This is a genomic window from Natrinema sp. CBA1119, assembly GCF_002572525.1.
GTDB lineage: Archaea > Halobacteriota > Halobacteria > Halobacteriales > Natrialbaceae > Natrinema.
Genome location: NZ_PDBS01000001.1, coordinates 4000783 through 4026789, shown reverse-complemented (window position 1 = coordinate 4026789; position 26007 = coordinate 4000783). Strand labels below are relative to the sequence as shown.

27 protein-coding genes and 1 pseudogene are annotated in these 26007 nt (G+C 65.9%); 13 read left to right on the top strand and 15 right to left on the bottom strand.

The genetic code is table 11. The features are described from left to right. Window positions 1–344: 344 nt before the first annotated feature. Window positions 345–1022 (bottom strand): helix-turn-helix domain-containing protein, encoded by a 678-nt coding sequence (locus CP556_RS19790; protein ID WP_098727176.1) that lies wholly within the window; start codon window positions 1020–1022, stop codon window positions 345–347. A gap of 135 nt (window positions 1023–1157) precedes the next feature. On the opposite strand from CP556_RS19790, the gene CP556_RS19785 reads away from it, so the two are divergent. The 9 genes from CP556_RS19785 (at window position 1158) to CP556_RS19750 (ending at window position 8295) form a co-directional block, all read left to right on the top strand. Then, window positions 1158–1385: a DUF2249 domain-containing protein gene (locus CP556_RS19785; RefSeq protein ID WP_098727493.1), complete on the top strand. Its 228-nt coding sequence runs from the start codon at window positions 1158–1160 to the stop codon at window positions 1383–1385. A 117-nt stretch (window positions 1386–1502) separates the two neighbouring features. Beyond that, window positions 1503–1736 (top strand): DUF2249 domain-containing protein, encoded by a 234-nt coding sequence (locus tag CP556_RS19780; RefSeq protein ID WP_098727492.1) that lies wholly within the window; start codon window positions 1503–1505, stop codon window positions 1734–1736. 39 nt (window positions 1737–1775) lie between these two features. Next, window positions 1776–2069, top strand: coding sequence for a DUF2249 domain-containing protein (locus CP556_RS19775; protein ID WP_098727175.1), 294 nt, complete (start codon window positions 1776–1778; stop codon window positions 2067–2069). Window positions 2070–2132: 63 nt separating this feature from the next. Beyond that, window positions 2133–3581: a heme o synthase gene (gene cyoE, locus CP556_RS19770; RefSeq protein WP_098727174.1), complete on the top strand. Its 1449-nt coding sequence runs from the start codon at window positions 2133–2135 to the stop codon at window positions 3579–3581. A 159-nt stretch (window positions 3582–3740) separates the two neighbouring features. Continuing rightward, a complete protein-coding gene (nirK, locus tag CP556_RS19765; protein WP_098727173.1) occupies window positions 3741–4838 on the top strand; it encodes a copper-containing nitrite reductase in 1098 nt (365 codons plus the stop codon). A 249-nt stretch (window positions 4839–5087) separates the two neighbouring features. Next, window positions 5088–5237, top strand: coding sequence for a hypothetical protein (locus CP556_RS26130; protein WP_176548072.1), 150 nt, complete (start codon window positions 5088–5090; stop codon window positions 5235–5237). Window positions 5238–5241: 4 nt separating this feature from the next. Then, window positions 5242–5781, top strand: coding sequence for a cupredoxin domain-containing protein (locus tag CP556_RS19760; protein WP_098727172.1), 540 nt, complete (start codon window positions 5242–5244; stop codon window positions 5779–5781). Between the two features lie 5 nt (window positions 5782–5786). Then, on the top strand, window positions 5787–7532 hold the full coding sequence (locus CP556_RS19755; RefSeq protein WP_098727171.1) for a cytochrome c oxidase subunit I: 1746 nt from the start codon (window positions 5787–5789) through the stop codon (window positions 7530–7532). Between the two features lie 37 nt (window positions 7533–7569). Next, complete coding sequence (locus CP556_RS19750; RefSeq protein WP_098727170.1) at window positions 7570–8295, top strand: hypothetical protein; 726 nt, start codon at window positions 7570–7572, stop codon at window positions 8293–8295. A gap of 291 nt (window positions 8296–8586) precedes the next feature. Here the strand turns inward: CP556_RS19750 and CP556_RS26845 are convergent, their stop codons facing one another. The 5 genes from CP556_RS26845 to CP556_RS26840 all read right to left on the bottom strand — a co-directional run bounded on the left by CP556_RS26845 (window position 8587) and on the right by CP556_RS26840 (window position 13364). Continuing rightward, window positions 8587–8715, bottom strand: a complete 129-nt coding sequence (locus CP556_RS26845; protein ID WP_255291509.1) for a hypothetical protein — start codon at window positions 8713–8715, stop codon at window positions 8587–8589. A 145-nt stretch (window positions 8716–8860) separates the two neighbouring features. Further along, the gene (locus CP556_RS19745; RefSeq protein WP_098727491.1) at window positions 8861–11311 is read right to left on the bottom strand and encodes a heavy metal translocating P-type ATPase; all 2451 of its coding nucleotides are present in this window, start codon (window positions 11309–11311) and stop codon (window positions 8861–8863) included. A gap of 271 nt (window positions 11312–11582) precedes the next feature. Next, entirely contained in the window at window positions 11583–12017 is a 435-nt protein-coding gene (locus CP556_RS19740; protein WP_098727169.1) for a DUF3054 domain-containing protein, read from the bottom strand. A gap of 217 nt (window positions 12018–12234) precedes the next feature. Beyond that, window positions 12235–13152 carry an alpha/beta fold hydrolase gene (locus CP556_RS19735; RefSeq protein WP_098727168.1) on the bottom strand — a complete coding sequence of 306 codons (918 nt, stop codon included), beginning with the start codon at window positions 13150–13152 and terminating at the stop codon, window positions 12235–12237. Between the two features lie 86 nt (window positions 13153–13238). Further along, window positions 13239–13364, bottom strand: coding sequence for a hypothetical protein (locus tag CP556_RS26840; protein WP_255291508.1), 126 nt, complete (start codon window positions 13362–13364; stop codon window positions 13239–13241). A gap of 272 nt (window positions 13365–13636) precedes the next feature. Here CP556_RS26840 and gatC point away from each other — a divergent pair, with 272 nt between their 5' ends. The 4 genes from gatC (at window position 13637) to CP556_RS19715 (ending at window position 16657) form a co-directional block, all read left to right on the top strand. Next, window positions 13637–13915: an Asp-tRNA(Asn)/Glu-tRNA(Gln) amidotransferase subunit GatC gene (gatC, locus tag CP556_RS19730; protein WP_098727167.1), complete on the top strand. Its 279-nt coding sequence runs from the start codon at window positions 13637–13639 to the stop codon at window positions 13913–13915. A 2-nt stretch (window positions 13916–13917) separates the two neighbouring features. Then, window positions 13918–15195, top strand: coding sequence for an Asp-tRNA(Asn)/Glu-tRNA(Gln) amidotransferase subunit GatA (gatA, locus tag CP556_RS19725; protein ID WP_098727166.1), 1278 nt, complete (start codon window positions 13918–13920; stop codon window positions 15193–15195). A gap of 128 nt (window positions 15196–15323) precedes the next feature. Then, window positions 15324–15737 carry a DUF8048 family protein gene (locus CP556_RS19720; RefSeq protein WP_098727165.1) on the top strand — a complete coding sequence of 138 codons (414 nt, stop codon included), beginning with the start codon at window positions 15324–15326 and terminating at the stop codon, window positions 15735–15737. 119 nt (window positions 15738–15856) lie between these two features. Then, window positions 15857–16657: a formate/nitrite transporter family protein gene (locus tag CP556_RS19715; RefSeq protein ID WP_098727164.1), complete on the top strand. Its 801-nt coding sequence runs from the start codon at window positions 15857–15859 to the stop codon at window positions 16655–16657. Between the two features lie 21 nt (window positions 16658–16678). On the opposite strand, the gene CP556_RS19710 is transcribed toward CP556_RS19715, so the two are convergent. From CP556_RS19710 to CP556_RS19670, 9 genes and pseudogenes are all read right to left on the bottom strand, one after another. After that, on the bottom strand, window positions 16679–17029 hold the full coding sequence (locus CP556_RS19710; protein ID WP_098727490.1) for a helix-turn-helix transcriptional regulator: 351 nt from the start codon (window positions 17027–17029) through the stop codon (window positions 16679–16681). A 72-nt stretch (window positions 17030–17101) separates the two neighbouring features. After that, window positions 17102–17920: an NRDE family protein gene (locus CP556_RS19705; RefSeq protein WP_098727163.1), complete on the bottom strand. Its 819-nt coding sequence runs from the start codon at window positions 17918–17920 to the stop codon at window positions 17102–17104. A 53-nt stretch (window positions 17921–17973) separates the two neighbouring features. Then, window positions 17974–19563: a BCCT family transporter gene (locus CP556_RS19700; protein ID WP_098727162.1), complete on the bottom strand. Its 1590-nt coding sequence runs from the start codon at window positions 19561–19563 to the stop codon at window positions 17974–17976. Then, window positions 19560–19847: a hypothetical protein gene (locus tag CP556_RS19695; RefSeq protein ID WP_141551717.1), complete on the bottom strand. Its 288-nt coding sequence runs from the start codon at window positions 19845–19847 to the stop codon at window positions 19560–19562. Before CP556_RS19695 ends, CP556_RS19700 begins: the two co-directional genes overlap by 4 nt. A 7-nt stretch (window positions 19848–19854) precedes the next feature. After that, window positions 19855–21462, bottom strand: coding sequence for a class I adenylate-forming enzyme family protein (locus CP556_RS19690; protein ID WP_098727160.1), 1608 nt, complete (start codon window positions 21460–21462; stop codon window positions 19855–19857). Next, window positions 21459–22571 (bottom strand): mandelate racemase/muconate lactonizing enzyme family protein, encoded by a 1113-nt coding sequence (locus tag CP556_RS19685; protein WP_098727159.1) that lies wholly within the window; start codon window positions 22569–22571, stop codon window positions 21459–21461. Before CP556_RS19685 ends, CP556_RS19690 begins: the two co-directional genes overlap by 4 nt. 10 nt (window positions 22572–22581) lie before the next feature. Beyond that, window positions 22582–23511, bottom strand: a pseudogene (locus tag CP556_RS19680) (1,4-dihydroxy-2-naphthoate polyprenyltransferase); the annotation flags it as partial. A 73-nt stretch (window positions 23512–23584) separates the two neighbouring features. Further along, complete coding sequence (locus tag CP556_RS19675; RefSeq protein ID WP_098727158.1) at window positions 23585–24808, bottom strand: DUF7350 domain-containing protein; 1224 nt, start codon at window positions 24806–24808, stop codon at window positions 23585–23587. Window positions 24809–24854: 46 nt separating this feature from the next. Then, a complete protein-coding gene (locus CP556_RS19670) occupies window positions 24855–25748 on the bottom strand; it encodes a 1,4-dihydroxy-2-naphthoyl-CoA synthase (RefSeq protein ID WP_098727157.1) in 894 nt (297 codons plus the stop codon). Window positions 25749–26007 lie beyond the last annotated feature (259 nt).

The window sequence follows — 26007 nt, the reverse complement described above, 5'->3', positions numbered from 1 at the left end:
CCTCGTCTCATAACCGTACTCGCATGAAGGAGTGAGCCGATTTCCACACCATGAGAATCGAACCGATCATGTTCGCCCATATAAGTCAATCGCCGTCGGAATCGGATATCGACCCAACTCGACAGATGGGCTTCAGTGGCGGAAGCCCCGAAGCGTCAGGTGGGTGGATTTCATTGTTTCCTCCCGGAGTTCGAGGGCGGGAACCCAGCGCGACGCGAGTCTCACACTCGAACCGATTCCCCGGTACTGCAAAATTCGGCCGTCGATTTTCGTCGGATCACCACTCTACCGACGCGGACGGCAGAGAGGTGTCCCAAACCGGAGCGCGACGTCAGCGGATCGAATTACGTACTTGCGGCCGTTTCTTCGAGCGGTTCTTCTCCGTCGGAGACGCTGGGGACATCTTCGACGAACCGCTTGACAATCGCTTCTTCCGCCCGATGGAGCGTCTCGCTACACGTGGATTTGGCAATCGTGAGACGATCAGCTAGCTCCGTCAGTGAACTGCGCCGTGGGGTGTCGTAGTAGCCCGCTTCGACGGCGGCGACGATCACCTCGAGCTGGCGGTCCGAGAGGAGCTGGCTCTCGTGGAGCCGCTCGCGGACGTGCTCGATCCGGTACTGGAGGCCGAAGTTCTCGAGTTGTTCGGCGAGTTCGGCCAATCGCTCCCGGGAGCCGGTGACGTCGATCGTCGCCTCGCCGTCCTGGATTTCGACCGGCAGTTCGATCGGCATCCCCGATTCTCGAGAGGAGAACAACAGGAGCGGTGCGGTGGTCTCGAAGTGGACCGTCGCCTCGTCATCGCTCCACTGGGCGAGGGAAAGTTCGGTGATCTGCGGGTGGTCCTCCATGGCTTCGACCACGTCCGGAACCGCCGAACCGGCGATTCTAACGAGGGCGAAGCCGGTGTCTGAGCCGGGAACGGCCGCGAGGACGCGAAAGTTCGACTCGGGAAAGTCCGTCGAAACCTGTTGGATCCAGATCGACTCGGGCATCGTGAGCGTGAGGGTTGCGTGGGCCATACGAACGTGTTCTGTTCGGAGCTATATACTGGCAGTGACGAATATGTTCGGCTGATTCCCGCGCACCGGGAAGATCGGCTGCCGCGAACACGTTCGGACGAACGGCCAACCCGCCGCGGACCGAACGACGGACCGATGACGATCGAATCAACAGAACGGACGCTCGACGTCCGTGAGATCGACGGACCGCCGTTCGACGACATCGTTACCGCACTCGAGTCGCTCGAACGCGGCGGTCAGTTACGACTGATCGTGCCGTTCGAACCGGTCCCGCTCTACGAGGAACTCGACGATCGCGGATTCGCTCACGAGAGCGAGCGACGCGAGGACGGCGTCTGGCACGTGCGTATCGAACACGCGTAACACCGCCCGAACCGTGTCGTCGACCGTGTGAGACCTAGTGATGATTCACGAGCGCTCCGGCATCCCGAACGTGTTCGCACGAATTACCATCCGGCAGCCGTTCCGATGCACCAGTACATGACGCGACTCGATGTCAGAGACATTCAACCGGTGAACCGCCACCCGACCATCCACGACGAGTTCGAGGCCCTCGAGCCGGGCGAGACGCTCACGATCGTCAACGATCACGAGCCCAAGCCGCTGTTCTACGAGTTTCAGGCCGAAGTCGAGAGCTTCGACGCTGACGGCTACGAGGTCGAGCAACATGCCCCCGACGAGTTCGTCGCCCGATTCCCGAAGCTGGAGGCCTGACCGATCGCAATCGGTCGAGATATCGCTACCCACATCGCCATGTCCACGATAGCAGCCATCGTCGACGGCACGGACGCACCGTCCGACCGACCGCGGGAAACGATCGACGTACGCTCGCTCGGTCCCCCGGAGCCACTGAAACGGACCCTCGAGACGCTCGCCGAGCTCCCCGCGGAGACCGTTCTGGTCCAGCGAAACGACCGCGTCCCCCAGTTTCTGTTTCCGAAACTGGACGACCGCGGCTACACCTACGAACCAGTCGAACGCGATGACGACGTCGTGACCGTCATCTGGCGGACGAACGGGGCGCTCGAGACGAGAGACGACGCGTAACCGGAAACCGACTTCGTGGGGCTACCCCCACGACCACCGACGAGACGATGCTACCGATACCAGATGATTGACGATCTCAACCAACGACGATTTGCGGACTTGCTCGCAGCGACGACGATCGCGGCCTACATCCTCGTCGCGCTCGGGACTGCCGTTTCGGCGACCGACGGCGCGGCGTCCTGTCCCACCTGGCCGGGCTGTGCGACCGATTCGTCGCTCGGCTCGCTCTCAGGCGACCTCCTCCTATTCTGGGCTCACCGCGTGGCGGCCCTCGTGACCGGCCTCCTCGTCGTCGCGTCCGGGCTGGCCGCCCGGCAGGTCGATATCGGGCGCCGCGTGACCTGGCTCGTCGGCTGTGCGATCGTCCTCTTTCCGATCCAGGTCGCTCTCGGTGCCGCGCTCGTCGTCGGCGGCCCCGCCGCGGCGTCCGGCCTTCACCTCGTCCTCGCGATGGTCATCTTCGCCTGCCTCATCGTCGCGCTCGTTCGGACCCTCGAGGACGGTGCCAGCGATCGATCGGCGCAGCCGGACGCCGTCGAGCCAGCGCGATCAGTCGCAGAAGCGAGCGACGTCGCTGCCGGTGAAGACGCGAATATCGCGGCAGAGACCGACATCCCGAGCGGGCGAATTGCACGCTTCCGTCGAACGGCTGGTGCGTATCTGACGCTCACCAAACCGCGGCTGATGTGGTTGCTCTGTCTCGTCGCACTGGCCGGGATGGGGCTGGCGACGCTGACCGGGACGCCGCTCGAGCCGTCGGTCGCGCTCGCGACGCTCGCCGGTGGCGTCCTCGCGATCGGCGCGAGCGGGACGTTCAATCACGTGTACGAGCGCGACCGCGATCGGCGGATGAACCGGACGGCCGACCGGCCGCTGGTTCACGATCTCGTCCCGGCGCGGAACGCTCTCGCGTTTGGCATCGTCCTCACGAGCGCATCGATGGCCGTTCTCGTCGCGTGGGTCAACGTGCTGGCCGCGGCGCTGACGCTCGCCGCCATCGGCTACTACGCCGCCCTCTACACGGTTGTCCTGAAGCCCAACACCGTCTGGAACACGGTTCTCGGCGGCGGCGCGGGCGCGCTTCCCGCGATCATCGGCTGGGCGGCCGTCACGGGATCCGTCGGACCGCCCGCGATTGCCCTCGCCGCGGTGATCTTCCTGTGGACGCCGGCACACTTCTACAGCCTCGCGATCGCCTATCGCGACGATTACGCACGTGGTGGTTTCCCGATGTTTCCCGTTACCGAAGGCGTGCTCGCCGCGCGTCGACACATCGCGCTCTATCTGGGTGCGACGCTGCTAGCTGCGAGCGCCCTCGGCTGGCTGGCGGGACTCGGCTGGGTCTACGCGCTCGCGTCCGTCTCGCTCGGTGCCGTCTTCCTCCGGTCGGTGATCCGCCAGTATCGTCGCCCGACCGACGCGGTCGCGCTCCGCTCGTTTTACGTCTCGAACTACTACCTCGGCGCGATCCTTCTCGCGATCGTCCTCGAGACGCTCGTGATCGCCGGTTGACTGCCGGCGAACGCCACGTGGTCACCCGCTCCCGTCGGCAGTTATCGGCGGGGTATATAGTAGCCCACAGTATAGCGGGAAGTGCCAATTCAATTACTGATTTTCGAGAACCGTCGCTGCTATTGAACGTCTGTCTGCCATCTCTTCGGATGTAGGACGATGACCCAACACAACGCTCACCGACGACGGTTCCTGCAGGCGATGGGTGCAGCCGGAGCGGTCGCAGTCGCCGGCTGCCTTGGCGGTGACGAATCGGGCACCGAAGCGAACAGCGACCAGAACGGCGGCGAGGAAGAAGAGGAAGGACTAGAAGCGGCAAAATCGGTCGACATCGACCAGATCGCGCGGGATCCCACGGACGTTCCGGCACCGGTCGACTGGAACGAGCCCCGCACGCACGACGTGACGCTTCGAACGCAGAAGGTCACCGCCGAAATCGAACCCGGCGTCACCTTCGACTATATGACGTTTGAGGGGCAGGTGCCGGGACCAATGATCCGGGTCCGTCAGGGTGACACGGTTAACCTCACCTTCGACGTTCCCGAAGACATGAACGCGGCGATGCACAACGTCGACTTCCACGCGGTCTACGGCCCTGGAGGCGGCGCCGACGCGACGACCATCGCCCCCGACGACGACCCGACCCAGATCAAGTTCCGCGCGGAGTATCCCGGCGTGTTCATCTACCACTGTGCGGTCCCGGCCATGGACTACCACATCAGTAGCGGCATGTTCGGCTCGATCCTCGTCGAACCCGAGGACGGCCTGCCCGAGGTCGACAACGAGTTCTACCTCGGCCAGCACGAGATCTACACCGCCGGCGAGGTCGGCGAGGAAGGCCACCACGCGTTCGATCACGACGCGATGATGCGCGAAGAGCCCACCTACGTCGTCTTCAACGGTCAGGCCTACGGCTTCACCGCCGACGGCGTCGGCCCCATGCAGGCCAACACCGGCGAGACCGCCCGGGTCTACTTCGCCAACGGCGGCCCGAATCTGCTGAGCTCGTTCCACCCGATCGGCAACGTCTGGAGCAACCTCTACCGCAGCGGCGACCTGCTGAGCGAACCCGCCAACAACGTCGAGACGACTCCCGTCCCGCCGGGCACCACCACCGCCGCTGAGATGGAGTTCCCCGTTCCCGGTCCGGTCAAGCTCGTCGACCACGCCCTCTCGCGGGTCGTCCACCGCGGCGCACTCGGCGTCGTCAACGTTCAGGGCGAGGAAAACCCCGACGTCTACGACGAGGATCCGTGAGCGAGAGTGGGTATCCCGCCGCGGACGGCCCACCCGGAGAACTGCCATTCGTCCTCCTTTTCACACCTCGTCTTCACGTCTCATCGTACCGTTGGTCGCTCTTTCCCTCGATTCTGCCCCGTATTAATTCCAATATCCTGGGGCGAGAATGTGACTGGTCGTAATTGCAACTCTTTTGACAGAGAGGAAGGGGAATATGTGCGGGAGAACGGCTATGCAGCTTTCATAACGAATTTCGACCGAAAGGAAATGACTGGGTCACACTCGAGCGAATCGGAACCGATGATGCAACGACTGTACAACCGCATCTGGCTACTCGCGGCGGCGGCGCTCGTGTTCTTCGCGCTTTCGTACGTCGCGTGGGGCTGGGTCGACGTCTTTTCCGTTCCACTAGGGTGATTCGATGACGTCACCACTCAAACCCCCGGACGGCAACTGGTGGGATCAGCCGGTCAACAGACGCGAGTCGATCTGGCTCGGGCTGGGCGCCGCCTGGTCGCTCATCCTCTTCGGGTGGATGAGCACCTGGACGCGCGTCGGCGATCAGAACCCGATCGGCGAAACGTTCCGCATTGACGCCGAGGCGTACCGCGAGAAGATGAGCGCGTACAAGGAAGACGGGACCGAGACCGAGGACGGCCTCGTCCCGCCCGAGACGGACGTCTATCTCAATGCGATGCGCTTCCAGTGGGACGGCGCACCGGTCATCCTCGAGGCGGGGACGGAGTACGACATTCACCTCAGCTCCATGGACGTCCAGCACGGCTTCTCGCTGCGGCCGGAGGACGCGCTCAGCAAGCAGATCAACCTGCAGGTGCTGCCCGGCTACGAGTGGGTCGTCCCGATGACGTTCGACGAGCCGGGCACCTACCACATCATCTGTAACGAGTTCTGCGGGCAGGGGCACAGGACCATGCACGGCACGATCATCGTGGAGGAGTGATATCGATGGCACACAAACTAGACGTTCTCGGCCTGTTCGACAACGAGTACCGCGACGACGGCTTCCGAACCTGCTCGGTGACGGGCCTCGAGATCCACCGGTCCGTCGAAAACCTCGTCAAACTGTTCGGACTCACGGCGGTCGTCGCCCTGCTGTACGGCGGCATCTTCGCCATCACCGTCGCGATGACACGCTGGGAAGTGATCGGGCTGCTCGATCCGGGCGATTTCTACACGCACCTCAGCCTGCACGCGTGGAACCTGCTCATCTTCTGGATGGTGTTCATGGAGATCGCGATCCTCTACGTGGGCGGGCCGATGGTTCTCGGCCGCCGGCTGCCGTTCACGAGCGTTGCGAAGGCCGGCTGGCTCGTCATGGTCGCGGGCGCACTGCTGGTCAACTACGCGATCTGGACCACCGAGGCGCCCAACGAAGCGCCGCTGTTGACAGCCTACGTCCCGATGCCGATCTCGCCGCTGTTCTACGCCGGTGCGATCGTCTTCATCCTGGGCACCGTCGTCGCCGCGCTGCCGTTCTTCGCGACGATGTGGTACGAGAAGCGCGAAAATCCGCGGAAGACGCTCCCGCTCGTCAGCTTCGCCGCCTTCGTTACGGGAATCATCGCCGTCGAGGCGCTCGTCGGCGGCCTGTTCGCGTTCGTTCCCACCCTGCTGTGGCGACTCGAGTACATCCAGTGGTGGGACGCCGCCTGGTACCGTCAGATGTACTGGATCATCGGCCACGGAACCCAGCAGATCAATCTCGTCGCGATGATCGCGGTCTGGTACTTCCTGACCCACGTCGTCGCCGGCGCGGAGGTCGTCAGCGAGAAGGTCTCGCGGACCGCCTTCATCCTCTATCTGTTCTTCATCAACCTCGGGGCGGCACATCACCTGCTGTCGGATCCCGCAGTGTCGACCGGCTGGCGTCTCTGGAACACGTCCTACGCGTTCTACGGAGCCACGTTCGCGAGTCTGATCCACGCGTTCGCCATTCCGGCGGGAATCGAGGCCGGCCGCCGAAAGCGCGGGAAGGGCGGCGGGCTGTTCGGCTGGTTGACGTCGGCTCCCTGGCGGGATCCGGTGTTCTCCTCGACGATCTTCTCGATCATTCTGTTCGGCTTCCTCGGCGGGATTACGGGGGTTATGATGGGCCAACTGCAACTCAACATGACCTGGCACAACACGTTCGCGACGGTCGGTCACTTCCACGCGACGGTCGTCCTCGGGACCACGGTCGCGTTCATGGGCCTGATCTTCTTCGTGATCCGAACGATGTTCATGCGCCAGTACGTCTCCGAGCGGCTCGCGTCGATCCAGCCGTTCTTCTACTCGGCCGCGATGGGCGTCGCCGTGTTGATGATGATGTACGTCGGCATTCTCTACGGCGTTCCTCGCCGGACTGCCGAGGTAGTCGAAAACATCCCCGGCACCGAGTTCAGCCTCTCGGCTGCAGCACCCCTGTTCGCCGTCTTCGGGATCTTCGCTCTGCTCGCCATCGCGGGTGGCATCCTCTTCGTTCTCGTGGCAGTCGGTTCGCTGGTCTTCGGCGACCGCGTCGAGAGCGCCGACGATAACGCCGACCTCGTCGCGGACGGCGGGCTGGGCATGGCACAGGACCCCGACGATCCCGTCCATGCCTACGAGATGCGCGGTACGTTCGTCCTCTGTCTGGTCTTCCTCGGTGCCTTCGTCATCACCTACCTACTGAACTGGTATCTGCTGACCCAACTCTGGTCGATCGGCGCCTGATCGACCCGACGAACCGTTTCGTTCGTTCCACCCACCCATGACACACTCCGATGCTGACGCCGACGCGACCGCATCGCCGCTATCGTTCGTCAGGCGAGTCCTCGTCCAGGCCTGGCGGGACCTCCTGAGCGTCTACTACGCCAACACGCCGATCTGGCGGCTGTTCAAGAGCGCCGGGCTGCTCTTCTTCGGCTTTTTCTGCTGGTCGGCGAGCAGCCTGGTCCTCTCCTACGGGATCGAGTGGACGATCCTCGAGTACGTTCGGGCCTACGGCTTCGTCCTCATCCTCTGGGGGCCGCTGACCCACGCCGTGATCGTGCCGCTCGTGATCCGGCTCCGGCGGACCGCCGAACGCCCGATCGTCCGGACGATCGCTCGAAACGGCTCGAAGATCAACATCTCGATCTTCCTGACTATCGTCCTGATACTCGGGACCGCACCCATCTCGCCCATGGTACTCGACTTCCAGTCACCGTTAGGGAACGATTCGGGGACGGATGTCAACCCGGATCTGGCGTGTAGCAAGTCCGGGGGCGAGATCGACTGCCAGCTCTCGGACTCGACGGGGATCGATAGCGTCGTCGTGACCAGCGGCGACCGCGAGGTCGAGCGCGTCGAGGAACCGCCCTACGAGTTCACGATCCGCGAGGCCGACCTCGAGGAGACCGTCGGCCAGGCGGAGTTCGTCGTCGAACTGCGCGACGAGGACGGCGAGACCCTGCGTCGGTACCGCCGGTACGTGTCGTCGGTTCCGGAGGCGTAGACTCGATCCCATTCTTCTGGTTTTCGCATAGTGGAGTACCCACGAACTAGACCGGTTGGTATCGCTGTTCGTCGCGACCAATAGAATCGGTGACGCACCGACGGGCGATCACAGAAAACCAACAGCAGGCGGTCTGGGGGTTCCGAGCCGATTCAACGACGGTCCTGTTGCGGCCCCCTCCGTCCCTCTTCACATCTGAATTCGGTCACAGCGATTCGTAGGTGAGTGCGAATCGGTGGCGCGAGTACGCTGGAATAGCCTCACGCTTCGAACAGTATCTCACCACGCTTACTACGCCGATTCGTCGAGGGCGTAAATGCCACCGCCGTCGTCATCAGTGTCGTCTTCTGGACCCCCACACCCAGCGAGAATGACCGCCGCGGCGGTCGCAGACGTGAGGAGAAGCCGTCTCCGTTCCATATCTGTGCCTTGGTAACGCATATCGATAAGTGTGGGGGTGGAGAGGGGGTCGTACCCGAAACGGAATCGACTGCGCTCTCCGTGAGACGGTATTCGAAATCGATCGAAGCCGAGGCGCAACGGTGAGACTCCACCGGAAACGTACTCATCGATCGTCCAGCACCGCCCGCGAGGAGTTGACGACGACGATGGTGCTGCTCGCGGCCATCGCAACCGCGGCGAACAGCGGATTGAGCAGTCCGGCCGCGGCCAGCGGGATCGCCACGGCGTTGTACAACAGCGCCCAGGCGACGTTCTCGCGAATGCGACGGCGAGTGCCGCTCGCGAGATTGAACACGGCGCGGACGCCGCGGAGGTCGCTCGAGGTGACGATCGCATCGGCGGCGTCCGTCGCGCGGGCCGTTCCGTGGCCGAGCGCGATACCGACGTCCGCCGCGGCCAGCGCGGGGGCGTCGTTCGTACCGTCGCCGACCATCGCCGTCACCCCCTCGCGGGAGAGTCGTCGGACGGTCTCGACTTTCCCGTCGGGCGGAACGCCCGCGAAGACGCGATCGACCGCCGGGTGGTCGCGAAACGTCTTGGTCGCGGCCTCGTCGTCACCCGTCAGTACGACCACCTCGCGGTCTGCAAACGACTCGAGGACGTCGCGCCACTCGGTTCGCGTCCGGTCGCCGACGACGATGACGGCCCGCGCTCGCCCGTCGTAGCCCACGACGGCCGGGAGCCGACCGGCCGCTCGACCCTCGTCGATCGCCCGCTCGAGGTCGTCGGGAACTGGCCCGATCAGTCGCTCGACGAGCGCGGGCGTCCCGACGACGCATCGCTCGCCGTCGACGGTCGCGCTCACGCCTTCGCCGGGGTGGCGCTCGAAGTCGGTCGGCTCGAGCGCGGGCTCGGTCTCGATCGTCTCGTCCCCTTCTGAGCGCTCGAGGTGGCCGCCATCGGACGCGACGGTCGCGCCGCTTTCGGTCCGGTCCGACTGCCCGCTCTCCGCGTGGGCCACGATGGCCTCAGCCGCGGGGTGCTCCGACAGGCGTTCGACGGCCGCAGCGCGCTCGAGCGCGTCGGAGTCGCCGCGGACCTCCTGAACGGCCATCTCGCCGGCCGTCAGCGTGCCGGTCTTGTCGAAGACGACCGTCTCGGCGGCCGACGCCGACTCGAACAGGGTCGGGTTCGCGACCACGATTCCCCGCTCGAGGGCGTCGCGCAACCCGGAGGCGACCGCCAGCGGCGTCGCCAGCCCCATCGCGCACGGACAGGAGACGACCAGTACCGTCAGCCCCGTGAGAACTGCATTGCTGACCGGCGTCCCCGTCGCGAGCCGCCAGCCCGTGAGGACGACCGCGAGCGTCAGGACGAGCGGGACGAAGATCGTCGCGAGCCGGTCGGCCAGCCGCTGGACGCCCGGCGTCGAACTCTGGATCTCCCACATGAGCGTCGCGATGCGATCGAGCGTGCTCTGGGCCCCCTCACCCACTTCGAGGACGAGCGCGCTATCGGTGACGATCGCTCCGCCGACGACCCGCTCCCCCGGCCGCTTCGTGACCGGCAGGGACTCGCCGGTGAGGACGGACTCGTCGACCGCCGCCGTCCCCTCGACGACCGTCCCGTCGACGGGGATCCGCTCGCCGGGTTTGACGAGGACCTCGTCACCGGCCTCGAGCCGATCGACCGGGACCGTCTCAACTCCCGCCGTCGTTCGGCGAGTCGCGTCGCGAACCCGTGCGGCGGTCACGTCGGTGAGCAGGTCCGTCGCCCGACGCTTGATCCGACGCTCGTAGTAGGTCCCGAGCGTGACGACCATGATCACGGCGACGGTCACGTCGTAGTAGAGGTGCGTGCTCCCCGTCGCCAGCGCGACCGTGCTGTAGCCGTACGCCGCGGTCGCCGCGATGGCGATCAGCAGATCCATATTCGGCTGGCCGACCCGGAGGCTGACGTACGCGCCGCGCAACACGGGATAGCCGGTATAGAACAGGACGCCGCCCGCCAACAGGCCGATCATCGCCATCGGGAGGTAGATCCCGACCGGCGACGTCGCGTCGACCGAGAGGATCCCCGTCTCGATTCCGACGTAGCTCGGGTAGAGGTAGAACAGGTACCACGGCATGACGAGCATCGTCAGGAACCCGCCGATCAGCAGTCGCTGCGCGATCTCCTCGTCGGCTCGAGTCCGCCCGCCGCCCGCGTCGTCGTCGCGGAACCGCGCCTCGTAGCCGTACCCCGAAAGCGCGTCGGGAAGGTCGGCCTCGAGCAGCCGATCGGGGTCGTAGACGACGCGGACAGTGTCGGTCGCGTAGCTGGCTTCGACTGTCAGGATCCCTTCCTCGCGTTCGCCCAGCAGGGAGACGAACCCCTCGCAGGTCGAACAGTGCATCCCTTCGATCGCGAGGAACGCCTCCGCACACCCGTCGGGAACCGCTCGTTCGGCGGACTCGGCCGCCCGGTCCACGACGTTCGAGCCGTCCATGTTGTCGACTTCAGCGAGCGTCGCGCTCACCTCGAGGCAACCGCGACAGCAAAAGCGGCCGGCGACGTCGTCCCCGGTCACCGGCGGCTCGGGCGTCGGGAGCCCGCAGAGCGCGCAGGAACTCATCTCACGAGCGATACTCGCGGCCGCTGGGTAGCCGTGACGCCGAACGAGTTCGGTCCGACCGCGGTCGGCCGATCGGCTCGCAGCCGTAAGGGGGTGGAGCAGGTGGCCAGCCGACTCGAGTCCGGATCGGCAGTACGTTCCGCGACCACCGGCCACCGTCGCCACCGCAGCCGCGTCCCTGACACTACTGCACGCGACGGTCACGTACTGGTCGCCGCCGCCCGCGATGGCCGCGTACTGATCATCGTCGCCCGCGACGGCCGCGTACCGGTCACCGCCGCCAGCGGCAGCCGCCGGCCACCGCGAGCCGCCACGGAAGGACGAACACGAGCCCGAGAGCGGCGTTGACCAGCAGGAACTCGGGCGGGGCCCCGCCGGGGACGTACGGCGAGGCGCGGATCCCGCCGCCGAGCAGTGTGACGGTGAGCCACGCGGCCCCGACCACGGCGACCGTCCGTCCGACGGACTCGAGCGTCCGGCGGCGGTACGCGCCCAAGAGCGGGGCGACGATCCCCCAGGCGATCACGAACGGAGCCGCCGTTCGGAGGGTGTAGAACGGGTACTCCCACGGCTCGAGCCCGTGAGAGAACAGGCCGAAGCCGAGAAACGCCGTCACGACGACCGCGTCGGCGGCGGCGAGGGCGAGGACGAACGGGTCGGAAGCGATTCGGCCGATCGGGTTCGGACGCGTGTGTGAGTCGAGCATAGCTCTCGAGGGCGAACACCGCACGGTGTCGACGCCGACCGACGGGAGTCGTGACGGCCCGTCCCTCGGATACCTGCGGTGCTGGTCGGTCGAACTGACGCACACCGGGGACGAGAGTCATCTCCCGAACGTGTTCCGGTCGGCTGACTCGAGACCGGTCTCCAGTCGCACGGAACCGAGCACGCGCTCGCTATCCGGCGGCGTGGGGGACCTTACGCTACGCGCTCGCGTGTTCGAGCAACAGTTCCGTCAGTCGCTCGGGTTCCTCGTGGGGAACCCAGTGACTCACGCCCGGCAGTATCTCGAGGCGGCGCTCCGCACAGAACGCCGCGCTGTCGACCGCCAGTGGGGGGACGAGTGCCGAATCGTCTTCGCCCCAGACGACGAGCGTCGGCGCGGCGACGCGGTCGATCGTCGGATTCGGCGGATACCGCGCGGCCGCCCGGTACCAGTTGAGCATCCCGGTCAGCGCGCGGTCCCGGCTCCAGGCCCGCCGGTATCGGGCCAGATCGGTCTCGGTGAACGTTCCCGGCGCGGCCGTTTCGCGAAGCGCCCGCTCGAGGAGGTGATACTCGTCGTACCGACACGCGAACTCGGGGAGCCACGGCGGCTGAAAACAGACGGCGTACCAGCTCCGACGCAGTTGCTCGAGGTTCGCGAGTAGCTGCCGACGGTACGCGGTCGGATGCGGCGCGTTGACGACGGCGAGGCGGTCGACGGCCCCGGGGAACCGACACGCGAGGTACCAGGCGACGACCCCGCCCCAGTCGTGGCCGACGACGTGGGCCGCGTCGCGTTCCTCGGTCGCGATCAGAGCGACGACGTCCCGCGCGAGTTCCGCCGTTCGGTACGCTCGCACACCGTCGGGCTTCTCGCTGCGATTGTACCCCCGCTGATCGGGAACGAGGACGCGATAACCGGCGTCAACGAGCGGTGCGATTTGCGTCCGCCACTCGTACCAGTACTCGGGAAACCCGTGGAGCAAGACGACCAGCGGATCCGCTCGATCGCCGGCGGTGACGACGTGTAACTCGATCCCGTTGACTGTTCGGCGGCTCGAGTTCGCGTCGACCCGTTCCGGGATGGCCGACTCGAGTTCCGACTCCGCTACCGTCGCCCGTGTGCTCGTTCCCATTTGGCATCACCTAGCCGCAGACCGTCCTTAGAGGACGTTTTTCCCGGCCGGGCTCGCGCCTCGAGCGCTTCGAGCCGGTTCGGCGCTCACGTCCAGACGCGCAGACAATCCGTCGAGCAGAAGTGGAGGTCGACACTCTCCTCGACGCCGGATTCGACGTAGGTCGTTAGCGTGTACGCAACCTCGTCGGCCTCGCAGTTATCACAGTCCATACTTTCAGTCCCCGGACAGCGACCTTGAGTATGAACTGATTATCTCCCACAGTTGTAGTATTAGTACCTGATTAGACAGCGGTAATAGTATCTTAAGGCCGCCATCGTGACCGGGATCGAGCACTTCGGGGCCAGTCGTCGACTGAACTGGAACGGACAATTCACGTTCGGCCCTCGTGACTGAAGGCGCTCTCTTTTCGCACGAGCAGGGTGGCGTTCGAGAAGCGGGCGGTATCGAAACCCTTACTCTCCGGAGGCCGGTGCGAACACGTATGAGCGACGACGCCGTCAGTCCCGAGGAAGTCCGCCACGTCGCGGAGCTGGCTCGCGTCGACCTCGACGACGACGAGGTCGACCGGTTCGCCGGGCAGTTCGCGGACATCCTCGAGTACTTCGAGACGCTAGACGAGGTGCCGGAAGTCGATCGCGACGCCGACCTCGCGAACGTGATGCGACCGGACGAGGAACGCCCCTCGCTCGACAGCGAGGAGGCGCTCCGGAACGCGCCGGAAACCGAGGACGGCTATTTCAAGGGCCCCAACGTCTCGTGAGCATGTCGGAGAATATTTTCATCACAGGAGCGCGGATCGAGGGCGACGACGACGACGGCCCGCTCGCGGGAACGACCGTTGCGGTCAAGGACAATATCTCCACCGAGGGCCTCCGAACGACCTGCGGCTCGCGGATGCTCGAGGACTACGTTCCGCCCTACGACGCGACGGTCGTCTCTCGGCTGAAAGACGCCGGTGCGACCATCGTCGGCAAGGCCAACATGGACGAGTTCGGGATGGGGACGACCACCGAGACCTCTCACTTCGGTGCGACGGACAATCCCGCCGCGCCGGGCCACGTTCCCGGCGGCTCCTCTGGCGGTTCGGCGGCGGCAGTCGCCGCCGGCGAGGCCGACCTCGCGCTCGGCTCCGATACCGGCGGCTCGGTCCGCTGCCCGGCCGCCTTCTGCGGCGTCGTCGGTATCAAGCCCACGTACGGGCTGGTTTCCCGATACGGCCTCGTCGCCTACGGCAACAGCTTAGAGCAGATCGGTCCCTTCGGTGAGACCGTCGAGGACGCCGCGGGGTTGCTCGACGTGATCGCTGGGAGCGACGAACGCGATGCGACAACTCGCGAGACGCCGCTCGAAGACGGCGCGAGCTACGCCGACGCCGCCACCGGCGACGTCGACGGCCTCCGGATCGGCGTTCCGACGGAGCTGCTCGAGGGAGCCGACGAGGGCGTCGTCGAGACGTTCTGGGCGGCAGTGGACGACCTCGAGGAGCGCGGCGCGGAGTACCACGAGGTCAGTCTTCCCTCGGTCGAACACGCCGTCGAAGCCTACTACGTCATCGCGATGTCCGAGGCATCGTCGAACCTCGCGCGCTTCGACGGCGTCCGCTACGGCCGTTCGGGCGGCTACGAGGGTAACTGGAATGAGGCGTTCGCCAAGGCCCGCGAGGAAGGGTTCGGCGACGAGGTCAAGCGCCGGATCTTGCTGGGGACCTACGCGCTTTCGGCGGGCTACCACGACAAGTACTACAAGAAAGCCCAGGACGCTCGTGCGTGGGTCAAACAGGACTTCGACGAGGCCCTCTCGGAGGCCGACGTGCTCGCGAGTCCCACGATGCCGGTCCCGCCGTTCGAACTCGGCGAGAGTCTGGACGATCCCCTCCAGCTGTATCTCGCCGACGCGAACACCGTTCCCGTGAACCTCGCCGACCTGCCCGCGATATCGGTTCCGGCGGGCGAGACCGACGGCCTCCCCGTCGGGCTCCAGCTCATCGGTCCCGCGTTCGGCGAGGAGCGGTTGATTCGCGCCGCGAGCGCGCTCGCCTGAACGGGCCGCGACGTCCGCTCCCCACTTCTCGCCCGATTCGGCCGCGTCTCTATCTTCGTCGACAGATACATTTTTATACAGTTCTGTCAACTAGGACCATACCGAACGAATCACTGCAGGAGACTCTCATGAAACTCTCACAGAACCAGGAAGTCGAATTCGACGAGTTCTCGAGAGCGTGCGACCTCGTCGAGGAGTATTTCGCCGACACGATCGACAACGTCGCCTTGCACGCACCCGTCTCTCGTCGTCAGCTCATCGCCGTTCTCGCACGCGCACAGCTCTCCGGCCGCCAGCTCGCGATCGACGGACTCACGGAGGAAGGAGAGGTCGTCTATCAGTCGAACGACGAAACGCTGCTCTGGCTCGACGGTGGATTCTGGACGGACATGCGCGGACAGCACCACTTAGCGCCCGACGAGGGTCGCGCCGCACGCGAAGTCCACCGCCGACTCATCGAAGCCATCGACGGCGACGTCCCGTACTACAACCGCGAACGCGACCCCTTCGTCCTGATCGAACGGTTCGACCCCTACGAGTAATCGGAATCTCTCCCTCCTAAATCGGACTGGTTTCCGCCCCGTCACAGCCCCTGCCCGCGTCGGACTGCTGTGGCGTATTCATGTCGGTCACTTTTTCGTCAGAATACAGTAACTAGTGCGTGCCCATCGCTCCGGACCCCAACGAGATATTCGACCGGGCAGTCGAGGAAGGCGAACGGCGGATCGATCAATCGCTGCTCGAGCTGACGGCGACCAGCTTCATCGCGGGATTCACGATCGTCTTCGGCATCGCAGCGCTGGGGGTCGTCGACGGACTGGTCGAACCGCGGTTCGGCGACGTCGCGCACATCGCGGGTGCGCTCGCCTTCGGCGTCGGCGTCGTCTTCCTGGTCGTCGGCCGAACGGAACTGTTCAACGAGAACTTCTTCGACCCGGCCGCGAAGGCGGTCGATGAGGACGGCTCCTGGCTGCTCGGGTCGCTCTTTCGACTGTGGGCCGTCACCCTCGTCGTCAATCTCATCGGCGGGTTCCTCTTCGCGTTCGCCTTCGCCGTCGACGGCGTCCTCCCGTCGGGGTCGGCACACGCGCTGTCCCGGACCGCCGAAGGGATCGTCCACCGACCGATGCGGGGGATGTTCGCCAGCGCCATCGTCGGCGGCGCGCTTGTGAGCCTCCTCTCGTACCTCCTCGAGGCCGTCAACAGCGTCCGGAGCCGCATCACGATTGCGTACATCGTCGGGTTCCTGCTGGCTCTCGGCCCGTTCGACCACGTGATCGTCACCGCGATCCACGTGTTTTTCGGGTTCCTCTTCAGTGCCGGTATCGGGTACTGGTCGCTGGCCGAGACGGTCGTCATCGCGACTGCAGGAAACGTCGTCGGGGGATTGGGGCTGGTCACGTTTACCCACGTCGCTCAGGTACGGGGCGCGCGGAACTCGATCGGATCGGCTGAAACGTGACCGACTACTGCGACGAACCGATCACTCCTCGTACGCGAGGTTCATGATCCACTGCGAGAAGGCGTCGCTGTTGGGGTCGACCTCTTCCTCGCCGATAAACGGCGAGAGCATGTCGCCGGCCATCAGGAGCGTGAAATCGAGGTCTCGAGCGGTCGGTGAGACGTAGTAGGTGTTGTGGCCGTCGTACACGGTCTCCTCGCGATCGACGAGTTCCTTCTCGACGAGCGACTCGACGATTCGGCTGCCTTTGCGCGAGGAGACGTCCAATTCCTTCCAGAAGTCGCTCTGGTGGATGCCGCCGGACTCGCGGACGAGCTCGAGCCCGGCCCGCTCGTCCTCGGTGAGTTCGGCTTCGGCCGCGGTAACGCTCACGGTGACCACCTCGCCGTGTGCGTCGCTACAGGCAGGAGTGCGTCCATATCCATACGAGATGGAGCGAGCCGCTTAAATGTGCCCTTCCCCTTCGAGTGCAGAGTCCTCGTCGGTCTCGTGGCCCCCGTGTTCGGGATCGGTCGCATCGTCGCTGGTTCTGACGGATACGTCGTTGTAGCTCGTTCGACACGGCGGCCCCGGTGCGAAGGCGTATCGCGCCGTCTCCGGACCGAGCGCGATCAGCGACGACGATCGCGTCCCGAACCCATTTCGGTGGATGCAGACGCCGAACTCGTGGTCGCCGAGCACGTCACCCGCCCGCTCGAGCCACGCCGCAGCGGTCTCTCCGGACTCGGCCGCGAGCGCCTCTCGCACTGATTTCGCGTTCGCTGCTTGCGCTCGACCTGCAGACGGACGGATCGACGGGACGTCGACCGCGTCGTCGATGGCGACGTTGACGACGACGTGAATCCCCGGCTCGAACTCGGTCAGGGAGAGCGCGCCGTCCCACTCGTAACAGAACGCGTCCGCCGCGTCGGCCACGACGAGGTAGAAGCCGTCGTACTCGTCGGCGTCGGTCGCCGCTTCGACGATCGATTTCGCATCCGCGGCGGAGCGTGCCTCGAGTACGTCGGCGACGAGCAATCCCCGAGAGCGCTCGCCGGCGAGATCGGCGTCGGTCCACTTGTTCGTGATACCGACGAAGACGCCGTACTCGTTGTAGCCGATCCAGGTGCCACCGGCCTCGGCGTCGCTCGGCGCGACGATCAGCGGCTCCTCACTGTAGACGGCGGGCGGCAGCGCCTCGCGCTCGAGCGCCTCGTCACGGTTCGCGGCGACAGCGACCGGCGCGTCGTCGAAGACCTGCCAGGCGAGCGTGAGCGTACACACGGGTCGGCGTAAGGACGCCACCGTCTTAACTTCGGCTCCGACGGGGCGCTCGCTCAATCGTCGTCAGTCACGCTGCGGGTAGTCCGCTGCCGGCGGACCGTCTGGGGACCCAATCGTTCCCGCTCGTCGTCCCGGACGTAGTCCCGGGCCACGACGTAACTGCCATACAGGATGAGCAACAGGAACAGCGAGAACGGGAGCGCCATGGTCACCGAGAGCGACTCGATGGCGCTGAACTCCTCGAGTCGGAGTGACATCATCCCGAAGAGCGCGAGCAGCGCGCCCCACCACGCGCGGTTTCGCGGGTTGGGGTTCTCGTCGCCCAGCGTAATGGCCGAGATCATGAACACCGCCGAGTCGAGCGACGTGATGATGTAGCCGGCGATGATGAGGACGAACAGCACCGCGAGCACCGTGCCGAACGGCGTGATCTCGAGCGCTCTCGCGATGGCTGCGGGATTGCCCGCCGAGGCCATCGCTTCGGCGACCGGTTCCTGATAGCCCGGCGCGAGCACCCAGCCACCGATGAGGCCGTGCTGGATCCACGTGAAGACCGTCGGGACGACGACGAGCACGGCGAACATCTCCCGGATGGTCCGCCCCTTCGAGACGCGGGCGACGAAACTGCCGACGAAGATGCTCCAGGCGGCCCACCAGGCCCACCAGAAGCCGGTCCAGTTGGCCGCCCAGTTGCCCTCGGCTCCCGGCGCGGTGTACAGCGTCAGCCGGAACATATCGCTGAGCCAGACGCCCGTCGCGTCCAGGCTCAGTTCGAGCATGTAGAGCGTCGGTCCGACCACCACGAGCACGGCCATCGCGACGCCGATGAGCACCACCGTCGCTCGAGCCGCGTTGCGGATCCCTTTTCGGAGGCCGAGCCAGACGTCAGCGAGGAAGACGGCGCCGATCAGCGCGAACACCGCGTAGGTCAGGACCGTCGCGTCGAGTCCGAACACGCGGCTGAGGATCGCCGACATCGTCTGTGCGCTGAAGCCGAGCGTCGTCGAGATGCCGCCGATCGTGGCGATGAGCGCCGCCAGATCGACCAGCCAGTAGAGCCCGGGGATGCGATCTTTGTCGACGACACCGGTGAGCATCGAACTGATCTTGTACTCGCCGACGCCGTCCGTGTAGACCACGATCCCGAAGGCGATCGCGACGGGGAGATACCACATCGCCAGCCCCGGGAACACCTCGTGAATGAACATGAAGGCCAGCGCCATCGACTCGACCGACGCGCCCTGGACGGGGGCGGGATCCGGCGGCGGATGCTGGACGATCGACACCGGTTCCGCGACGCCCCAGATGAGAACCGAGGCACCGAACCCGACGGTGAACACCATCGATAGCCACGAAAAGAGGCCGAACTCCGGTTCGGCGTCGGGGCCGCCGATACGGAGCCGACCGTATCGCGAGACTGTGAAGGCGAAGACAGCAATGAGTAGAACGAACCCGAGGAGGATGAACCACCAGCCGAAGTAGGTGAGTATCCATCCCTTCGCACCGGTGAGAACGCTGCTCAGCAGCGACGGCCGGAGAAAGCCGAACCCGCCGAGCGAGAGCATCACGCCCATCGTCACGAAAAAGAGGGCCCGCTCCGCCCGCGACGCGTCCTCGAGGCCGAGAAGTTTCCCCGTGTTCATCGGTCGACCCCCCTGAGAGCGCCGTCAACACTGAGAGTGCTGTCAACACCACAGTTGTTCGACCGCGTGATCTTCGGCCGCGTGATGTCGCTACTCACAATTTTGTGAGCTACCATCAGATGTGTCCCGAATCCCGCGGCTAAATACTGATATACCCTTTGTCTCGAGATCGTCTCCAGAACCGTTACCACACTCGATCGTGCCGTCTCGATACCGGTCTCCTCGACGGAAACGAAGCGCGACTTCGTCACTCGAGCGGTCGGGCATCGCCCGACGACGGCCACCGCCGAATCACGACGACTCGGCCGGGTCGTTGCCGTCCTCGAGCAGCCGATCCCGAACCGCGTCGCGGTCGACGGTTCCCGACGCTGTCCGGGGAAGTTCGTCGGCGAACCCGATCGTCTTCGGTCGCTTGAACCCGGCGAGGCGATCGTCACAGTGAGCGAGCAGCGACCGCTCGAGCCGCCCGTCCGAATCGATCTCGGGGTTGGGAACGACGAGCGCCGCGACCCGTTCGCCCCACTCTTCGTCGGTGAGCCCGACGACTGCGGCGTCGGCGACGCGGGGATGCGATCGAAGCACCGCGACGACCGCCCCGGGATCGACGTTCTCGCCGCCGGTGACGATCCGGTCGCTACGGCGATTGAGGATCCACAGTCGGCCGTCCGCGTCGCGATAGCCGACATCGCCAGTGTGTAATCCGCGCTCGCCGAACGCGGACGCGGTGTTCGCCTCGTCGAGATAGCCCGGCGTCACCGTCGGTCCCGACACGACGAGTTCTCCCTCTTCGTCGGGCCCGACCGTTGTGCCGGTCTCGTCGACGACGGAGACATCGGTGAACAACAGCGGCTGTCCAACGGTTCCGTCGTGCGCGTCGATTTCGGCGGGCGTCGCCGTCGCGATCTGGGAGGCCGTTTCGGTCATCCCGTAGGTCGGATGCACCGGAACGTCAGCCGTCCGGCAGCGCTCGAGCAACTCGCTCGAGGCCGGTGCGCCGCCGAGCAGGACGAATCGCAGGGCGTCGGCCGGTTCCCAGCCGGCCTCGAGTAGGCGCTTGCACATCGTCGGGACAAGCGAGACGCCCGTGATATCGTACTCCTCGAGCACGCGCGCGGTCGATTCCCCGCCGAACTCTCGCTGGATCACGACTGGCGTGCCGTACAGCGCCGACCGGAGGACCGGTGCCAGCCCGCCCATGTGGTACATCGGGAGGCAGCACAGCCACCGATCGCTCGGCAGCACACCGAGTCGGAACGCGGAGGCCGTGGCGCTCGCGACCAGATTGCCGACCGTGAGCTGGACGCCCTTCGGCTCCCCGGACGTCCCGGAGGTGAACATGAGTAGTTGTGTGTCGTCGCGCTCGAGCGGGACCGGCTCGACCGATCGGCCGTCGAGCTCGCGGTCGGTCTCAGCCGCGTCGCTCAGCTCGGACGAGAGCAGCGATCCCGTCCGGTCGTCGGTCGGTTCGTCGACAGAGCGAACGTCGACCGACTCGGTTTCGGCCGCGATCTCGAGCGCCGCGGCTTCGGTGGCCCGCTCGCAGACGACGGCGGTGATATCGGTCCGCTCGGCTTTCCCAATGAGTTCGCCGGTCGTCTCGCGAACGTTGAGCGGGACGACGGTCGTTCCGGTCCGCATCGCGGCGAAAAAGAGGGTCGCGAACTCGGGGCGGGTGTCCATGAGGACGCCGATTCTCTGAGAGTCGCCTCGCTCCGCGTCGCTTCGCTCGAGGACGGTTGACTCGAGGGCTGACGCGGCGCGGTCGACGCGACGATCGAACTCGCGAAAACTCCACGCCGCGTCGGTCTCGATATCGAGCAGCGCCGTCCGCTGTGGCGTCGCGGCCGCGCGGTGGGCGATCGGATCGCGCGTCGGCCAGTCGACTGGGGCCGGAGTCATCGCTCACTCCAGACGTCCGAGACGCCGAGTCCCTTCGCCTGCGGGACGACCGCCGACCCCTTCTCGAGCAACACGGGATCCCGTCCGAGATCCGCCGCGAGCAGTTCGCCGGTCGCGAGCCCGCAGGCCGGCACGTCGGGGATCGCCGCCGCGAGGTGGACCGCGCCCGTCCGCGCGACGACCCCGTCGATCGTCGTCGTTACCAGCGGCGTGATATCGAGTTCGGTCAGCCAGGCCGCGACCTTCCGGGCGACGTCGATTCCGCCGAGTGCCATCGGCTTCAGGACGACGACGTCCGCCGCGTCGGCCTCACAAATCGAGTCGACGCCGTGCTCGAGCAGTCCCTCGTCGAGTGCGATCGAGACGCCGCGACTCATCGCCCGAAGGTCGGCGTGTCCCTCGAGCGCGCCGGCGGGCAGCGGCTGCTCGAGGATCGAAACCCCCAGATCAGCGAATGCGTCGAGCGCCGATTCGGCTTCCTCGTAGGTCCACGCCTCGTTGGCATCGGCCCGCAGTTCGACATTCGGGCCGACGGCGTCGCGAACGCGACGAACGCGCTCGATATCGTCCTCGACGCTTCGGATCCCCACCTTCAGCTTGCAGCAATCGAAGCCGCGATCGACCGCCCGACGTGCTTCGGACACCGTTTCCGCGGGGGAGCCGTCGCCGATCGTCGCGTTGACGGGAACCCGACCCACCATCGGACCTTGGCCGAGATAGCGGTACAGCGGCGTCGACTCGCGCGTCGCCTGCAGGTCCGCGAGCGCGAGCGAGAGCGCGTGTCTTGCCGCGACCTGCCGGTCGACAGTCTCGAGCGCCTCGCTCGGCCCGCCCGTCCGAAGCGCGTCCCAAGCGCGCTCGAGCGCCCGTTCGCAGTCCTCGAGGGACTCGGTCCACCCCTGAAGCGGCGTGGCTTCGCCGTAGCCGACGGCGGGTTCGGGCGGGACTCCACCGCCGGTTCCGTTCGCATCGGTATCGCTGCTCTCGTCGACCAACCGGACGAGAAATCCGTCCCGCGAGTCGATCGTCCCGTCGGCCGTCTTCAACGGCTCGGCGAGGGGGAGCGAGAACGATCGGTACTCGAGGGAAAGATCGCCGATCTGACTCATAGGACCACCAGCCCCCCGCGAAACAGATCGCGTACATCGCGAGCAGTTTGCCGGTCCCCTCGAGTGCCGGATTGAGCGCCTCGCCGTCGGTTCGCGTACAGACGGTTCGGGCGACCATCGCGGCGTAGGGCAGCGTGACGAGCGGGAGCAACACGCCGGGGCCGAAGCCGGCTGCGAGCCAGAACCAGACCGGGACGACGTAGGCGAGCGCGAGCATGGCGACGTACTCGAGGCGGCTCCACCGGTAGCCGAGCCGGACTGCGAGCGTCCGTTTGCCGGTCTCGGCGTCTGTCTCCAGATCGCGGACGTTGTTCACGACGAGGATGGCGGTCGAAATCCCGGCGACGGGCAGGCTCGCCACGACGGCTTCGAGCGGTATCGTTCCGTCGGGGATCGTCGTCGCCAGCGGCTCCGCGAGGACGGCCGCGGCCTGGACGTAGTAGGTCCCGGTCACGGCGACGAGGCCGAAGAAGACGAACACGAAGAGGTCGCCCAGTCCGTGATAGCCCAGCGGGTAGGGGCCGCCGGTGTAGGCCCAGCCACAGAAGACGCTCGCGAGCCCGATCACGAGGATCGGAAGCCCGCCGACGTAGACGAGGTAGGTCCCGGTGAGGATCGCCAGCCCGAACGTCACGACGGTCGCGAGCTTTACCTGCTCGGGCGAGATGAGCCCCGACTGGGTTACGCGGGTGAAGCCCTCGCGATCCTCTGTGTCGGCACCCTTGACCGCGTCGTAGTAGTCGTTGGCGAAATTCGTTCCAATCTGTATCAACGCCGATCCGACGAACGCCATCACTGCCGGCACCAGCGCGAACACCCCCTCGTCGGCTGCCAGCCCCGTCCCCACGATGATCGGGGCCGCAGCCGCGGGCAAGGTCTGGGGGCGGGCCGCCATCAGCCACGCCTTCGTCCGTGATATCTCGACCTCGGCCGAACTCATTAATCGAGTGTCCCACTCGAGAGAGTGTCAACGTTGGCATTGCGAGCCGACCGATGCCCTATCGACAGTGAAATTACGGCTCGGGAACCACCAGCTCGAGTGGCTCCATCTCGACGAACGCGGTCTCGTATCCCTGGTGTCGCGCCGTTTGCGGCGGTGATTCGACCGTGATCGGTACCGAATCGCCCGGTCGCGCGTCCGCGAGGGACACTCCGTAGTGGAACCCGAACTCGCTATCGAGCGTTTGCGTGAACTCGAGCGGCTCCTCGACGGCTGGTTCTCCGTCCCGTTCGACCCCAGCGCGCAGCGACATGTTCGCGAGCGGCACGCGGTTGTACGGCGTCCGCGGCGAGACGAGCAGGTATCGGTCGTCGCCGTCGGCCAGCCGCGAACCGGACTCGAGCAGCGTGGCGACGAACGCCGCATCGCCGCTCATCGGTCCCTCGTCGCCCGAGTCCGTCCCGGGGTCCGCGTCCGTCTCGAGCAACTGGGTTCCGGGGTAGTCGTCGGCGGGCGGCAGCGCGGAGTACGGAATTTCGGAGTGCATTCCCTCCGTTTCTCCGTCGCTATCGTCGGTCATGGGTTCGAGCGCGCCCTGGTCACCCCAGCGCTCTCGCTCGAGGAGGTCGATGCCGTCGACGACCTCCTGGCGGAATGCGTCGTCATAGGTAAATTCGAACGTCGCCGTCTCGGTCTCGCCGAAGCGTCCCGCGAACGCACCGGTTCGCCGCATCGAGACGGGCGGCAGTTCGACCCTGACGGCGTAGGTGCCATCGCTCGGGAGGGAGACGGTGTCCCCGACGTGGAGCCCCATCTCCTGGGAGAGCATCGGCCACAGCGACGATCGTCGCCGCCAGTCGTCCTCGCCGTCGATCGTCACGAGGGGCGTGCCGTCGACGGGAAGCACGCGCTCCGTCGCCGAGTCCCAGACGACGATCATCAGGTGGACCCCGCGGCTGCCGTCGGGTTCGACGAGCTGGCGATCAGTGCCACTGACGAGCCAGAACGGATGGGGATACGTGAGCAACGGTGACAGTGCGTAGTCGCCGGCTCGCACCGGCTCGAGGACCCGCATCGATTTCCGGTGGCCGGGGAGATAGACCGCGTCCGGCGGGTCCTCGATCATCGGAATCGGCGCGGCTCCCGCGGCGTCGTCGCCGTCGCGTTCGGCTTCGGTTTCGCGGTCGTCGCTGCTCTCGTTACCCTCGTCCGTTCCGATACCCGGCGCTGTACAGCCAGCAACGGTGAGCGCAGCCGGGAGGACGGCCGCCCGCCGGAGGTACGTTCGTCGATTCATAGCCGGTTGAATTACTCGAGGAGCGGGCAGACAAGCGCCCGGCCGCTCAGTAGTGCCACGGGTAGTCGTCGAAATCGGGGTCACGACCCTCGACGAAGGCGTCCCGTCCCTCCGCCGCCTCGTCGGTCATGTAGCCCAGCCGCGTGGCCTCGCCCGCGAAGACCTGCTGGCCGACCATTCCGTCGTCGGTCATGTTAAAGGCGTACTTGAGCATCCGCATCGCCGTCGGGCTCTTGGAATTGATGCGCTCGCCCCACTCGAGTGCGGTCGCCTCGAGTTCCTCGTGTGGCACCGCTTCGTTGACCATGCCCATCTCCGCGGCTTCCTCGGCATCGTAGGTCTTCCCGAGGAAGAACACCTCGCGGGCCTTCTTCTGGCCGATCTGTTTGGCGAGGTACGCCGAGCCGAACCCGGCGTCGTAGCTCGCCACGTCGGGGTCGGTCTGGAGGAACTTCGCGTGTTCCTCGCTCGCGAGCGTGAGATCGCAGACGACGTGCAGCGAGTGGCCGCCGCCGACGGCCCACCCCGGGACGACGCAGACGACGACCTTCGGAATGTGGCGGATAAGACGCTGGACCTCGAGGATGTGTAGCCGCCCCTGCTCGGATGCCCGTTCCTCGTCCCCTTCGTACTGATAGCCGTCCTCCCCGCGGATCGTCTGGTCGCCGCCGGAACAGAACGCCCAGCCGCCGTCCTTCGAGGACGGACCGTTGCCGGTCAGGAGGATACAGCCCACGTCCGTCTGGCGCTTGGCGTGATCTAAGGCGTCGTAGAGCTCGTCGACAGTCCCCGGTCGAAAGGCGTTGCGGACGTCGGGTCGGTCGAACGCGATCCGAACCGTTCCGGAGTCGATCGCTCGGTGGTACGTGATGTCCTCGAACTCGTCGTTCAGGTCCGCGACCGACTCCCACTGCTCGGGGTCGAAGAGTTCCGAAACCATTTGCTCGAGTGTGGTGTGCGGGACGTGAAATAGGTTCTCGTCGCGATTCGACCGATTTGATATAGCATCATACAGTTTATCTGGTGGATGCGGACCGAATGTCCGCGCCAGCGAGTGCTGCGGTCACGGCGCGATCACCGTTCGCGAGTGACAGTCATCTAGCCCGAGTGGTTTTTTACCAGAATTGAGGCGAGAATGCCCCTTCCTCAAGGAGCGAGTATTGCGAGCGAGTAGGGAGGGGATGAATCGCCGCACGACA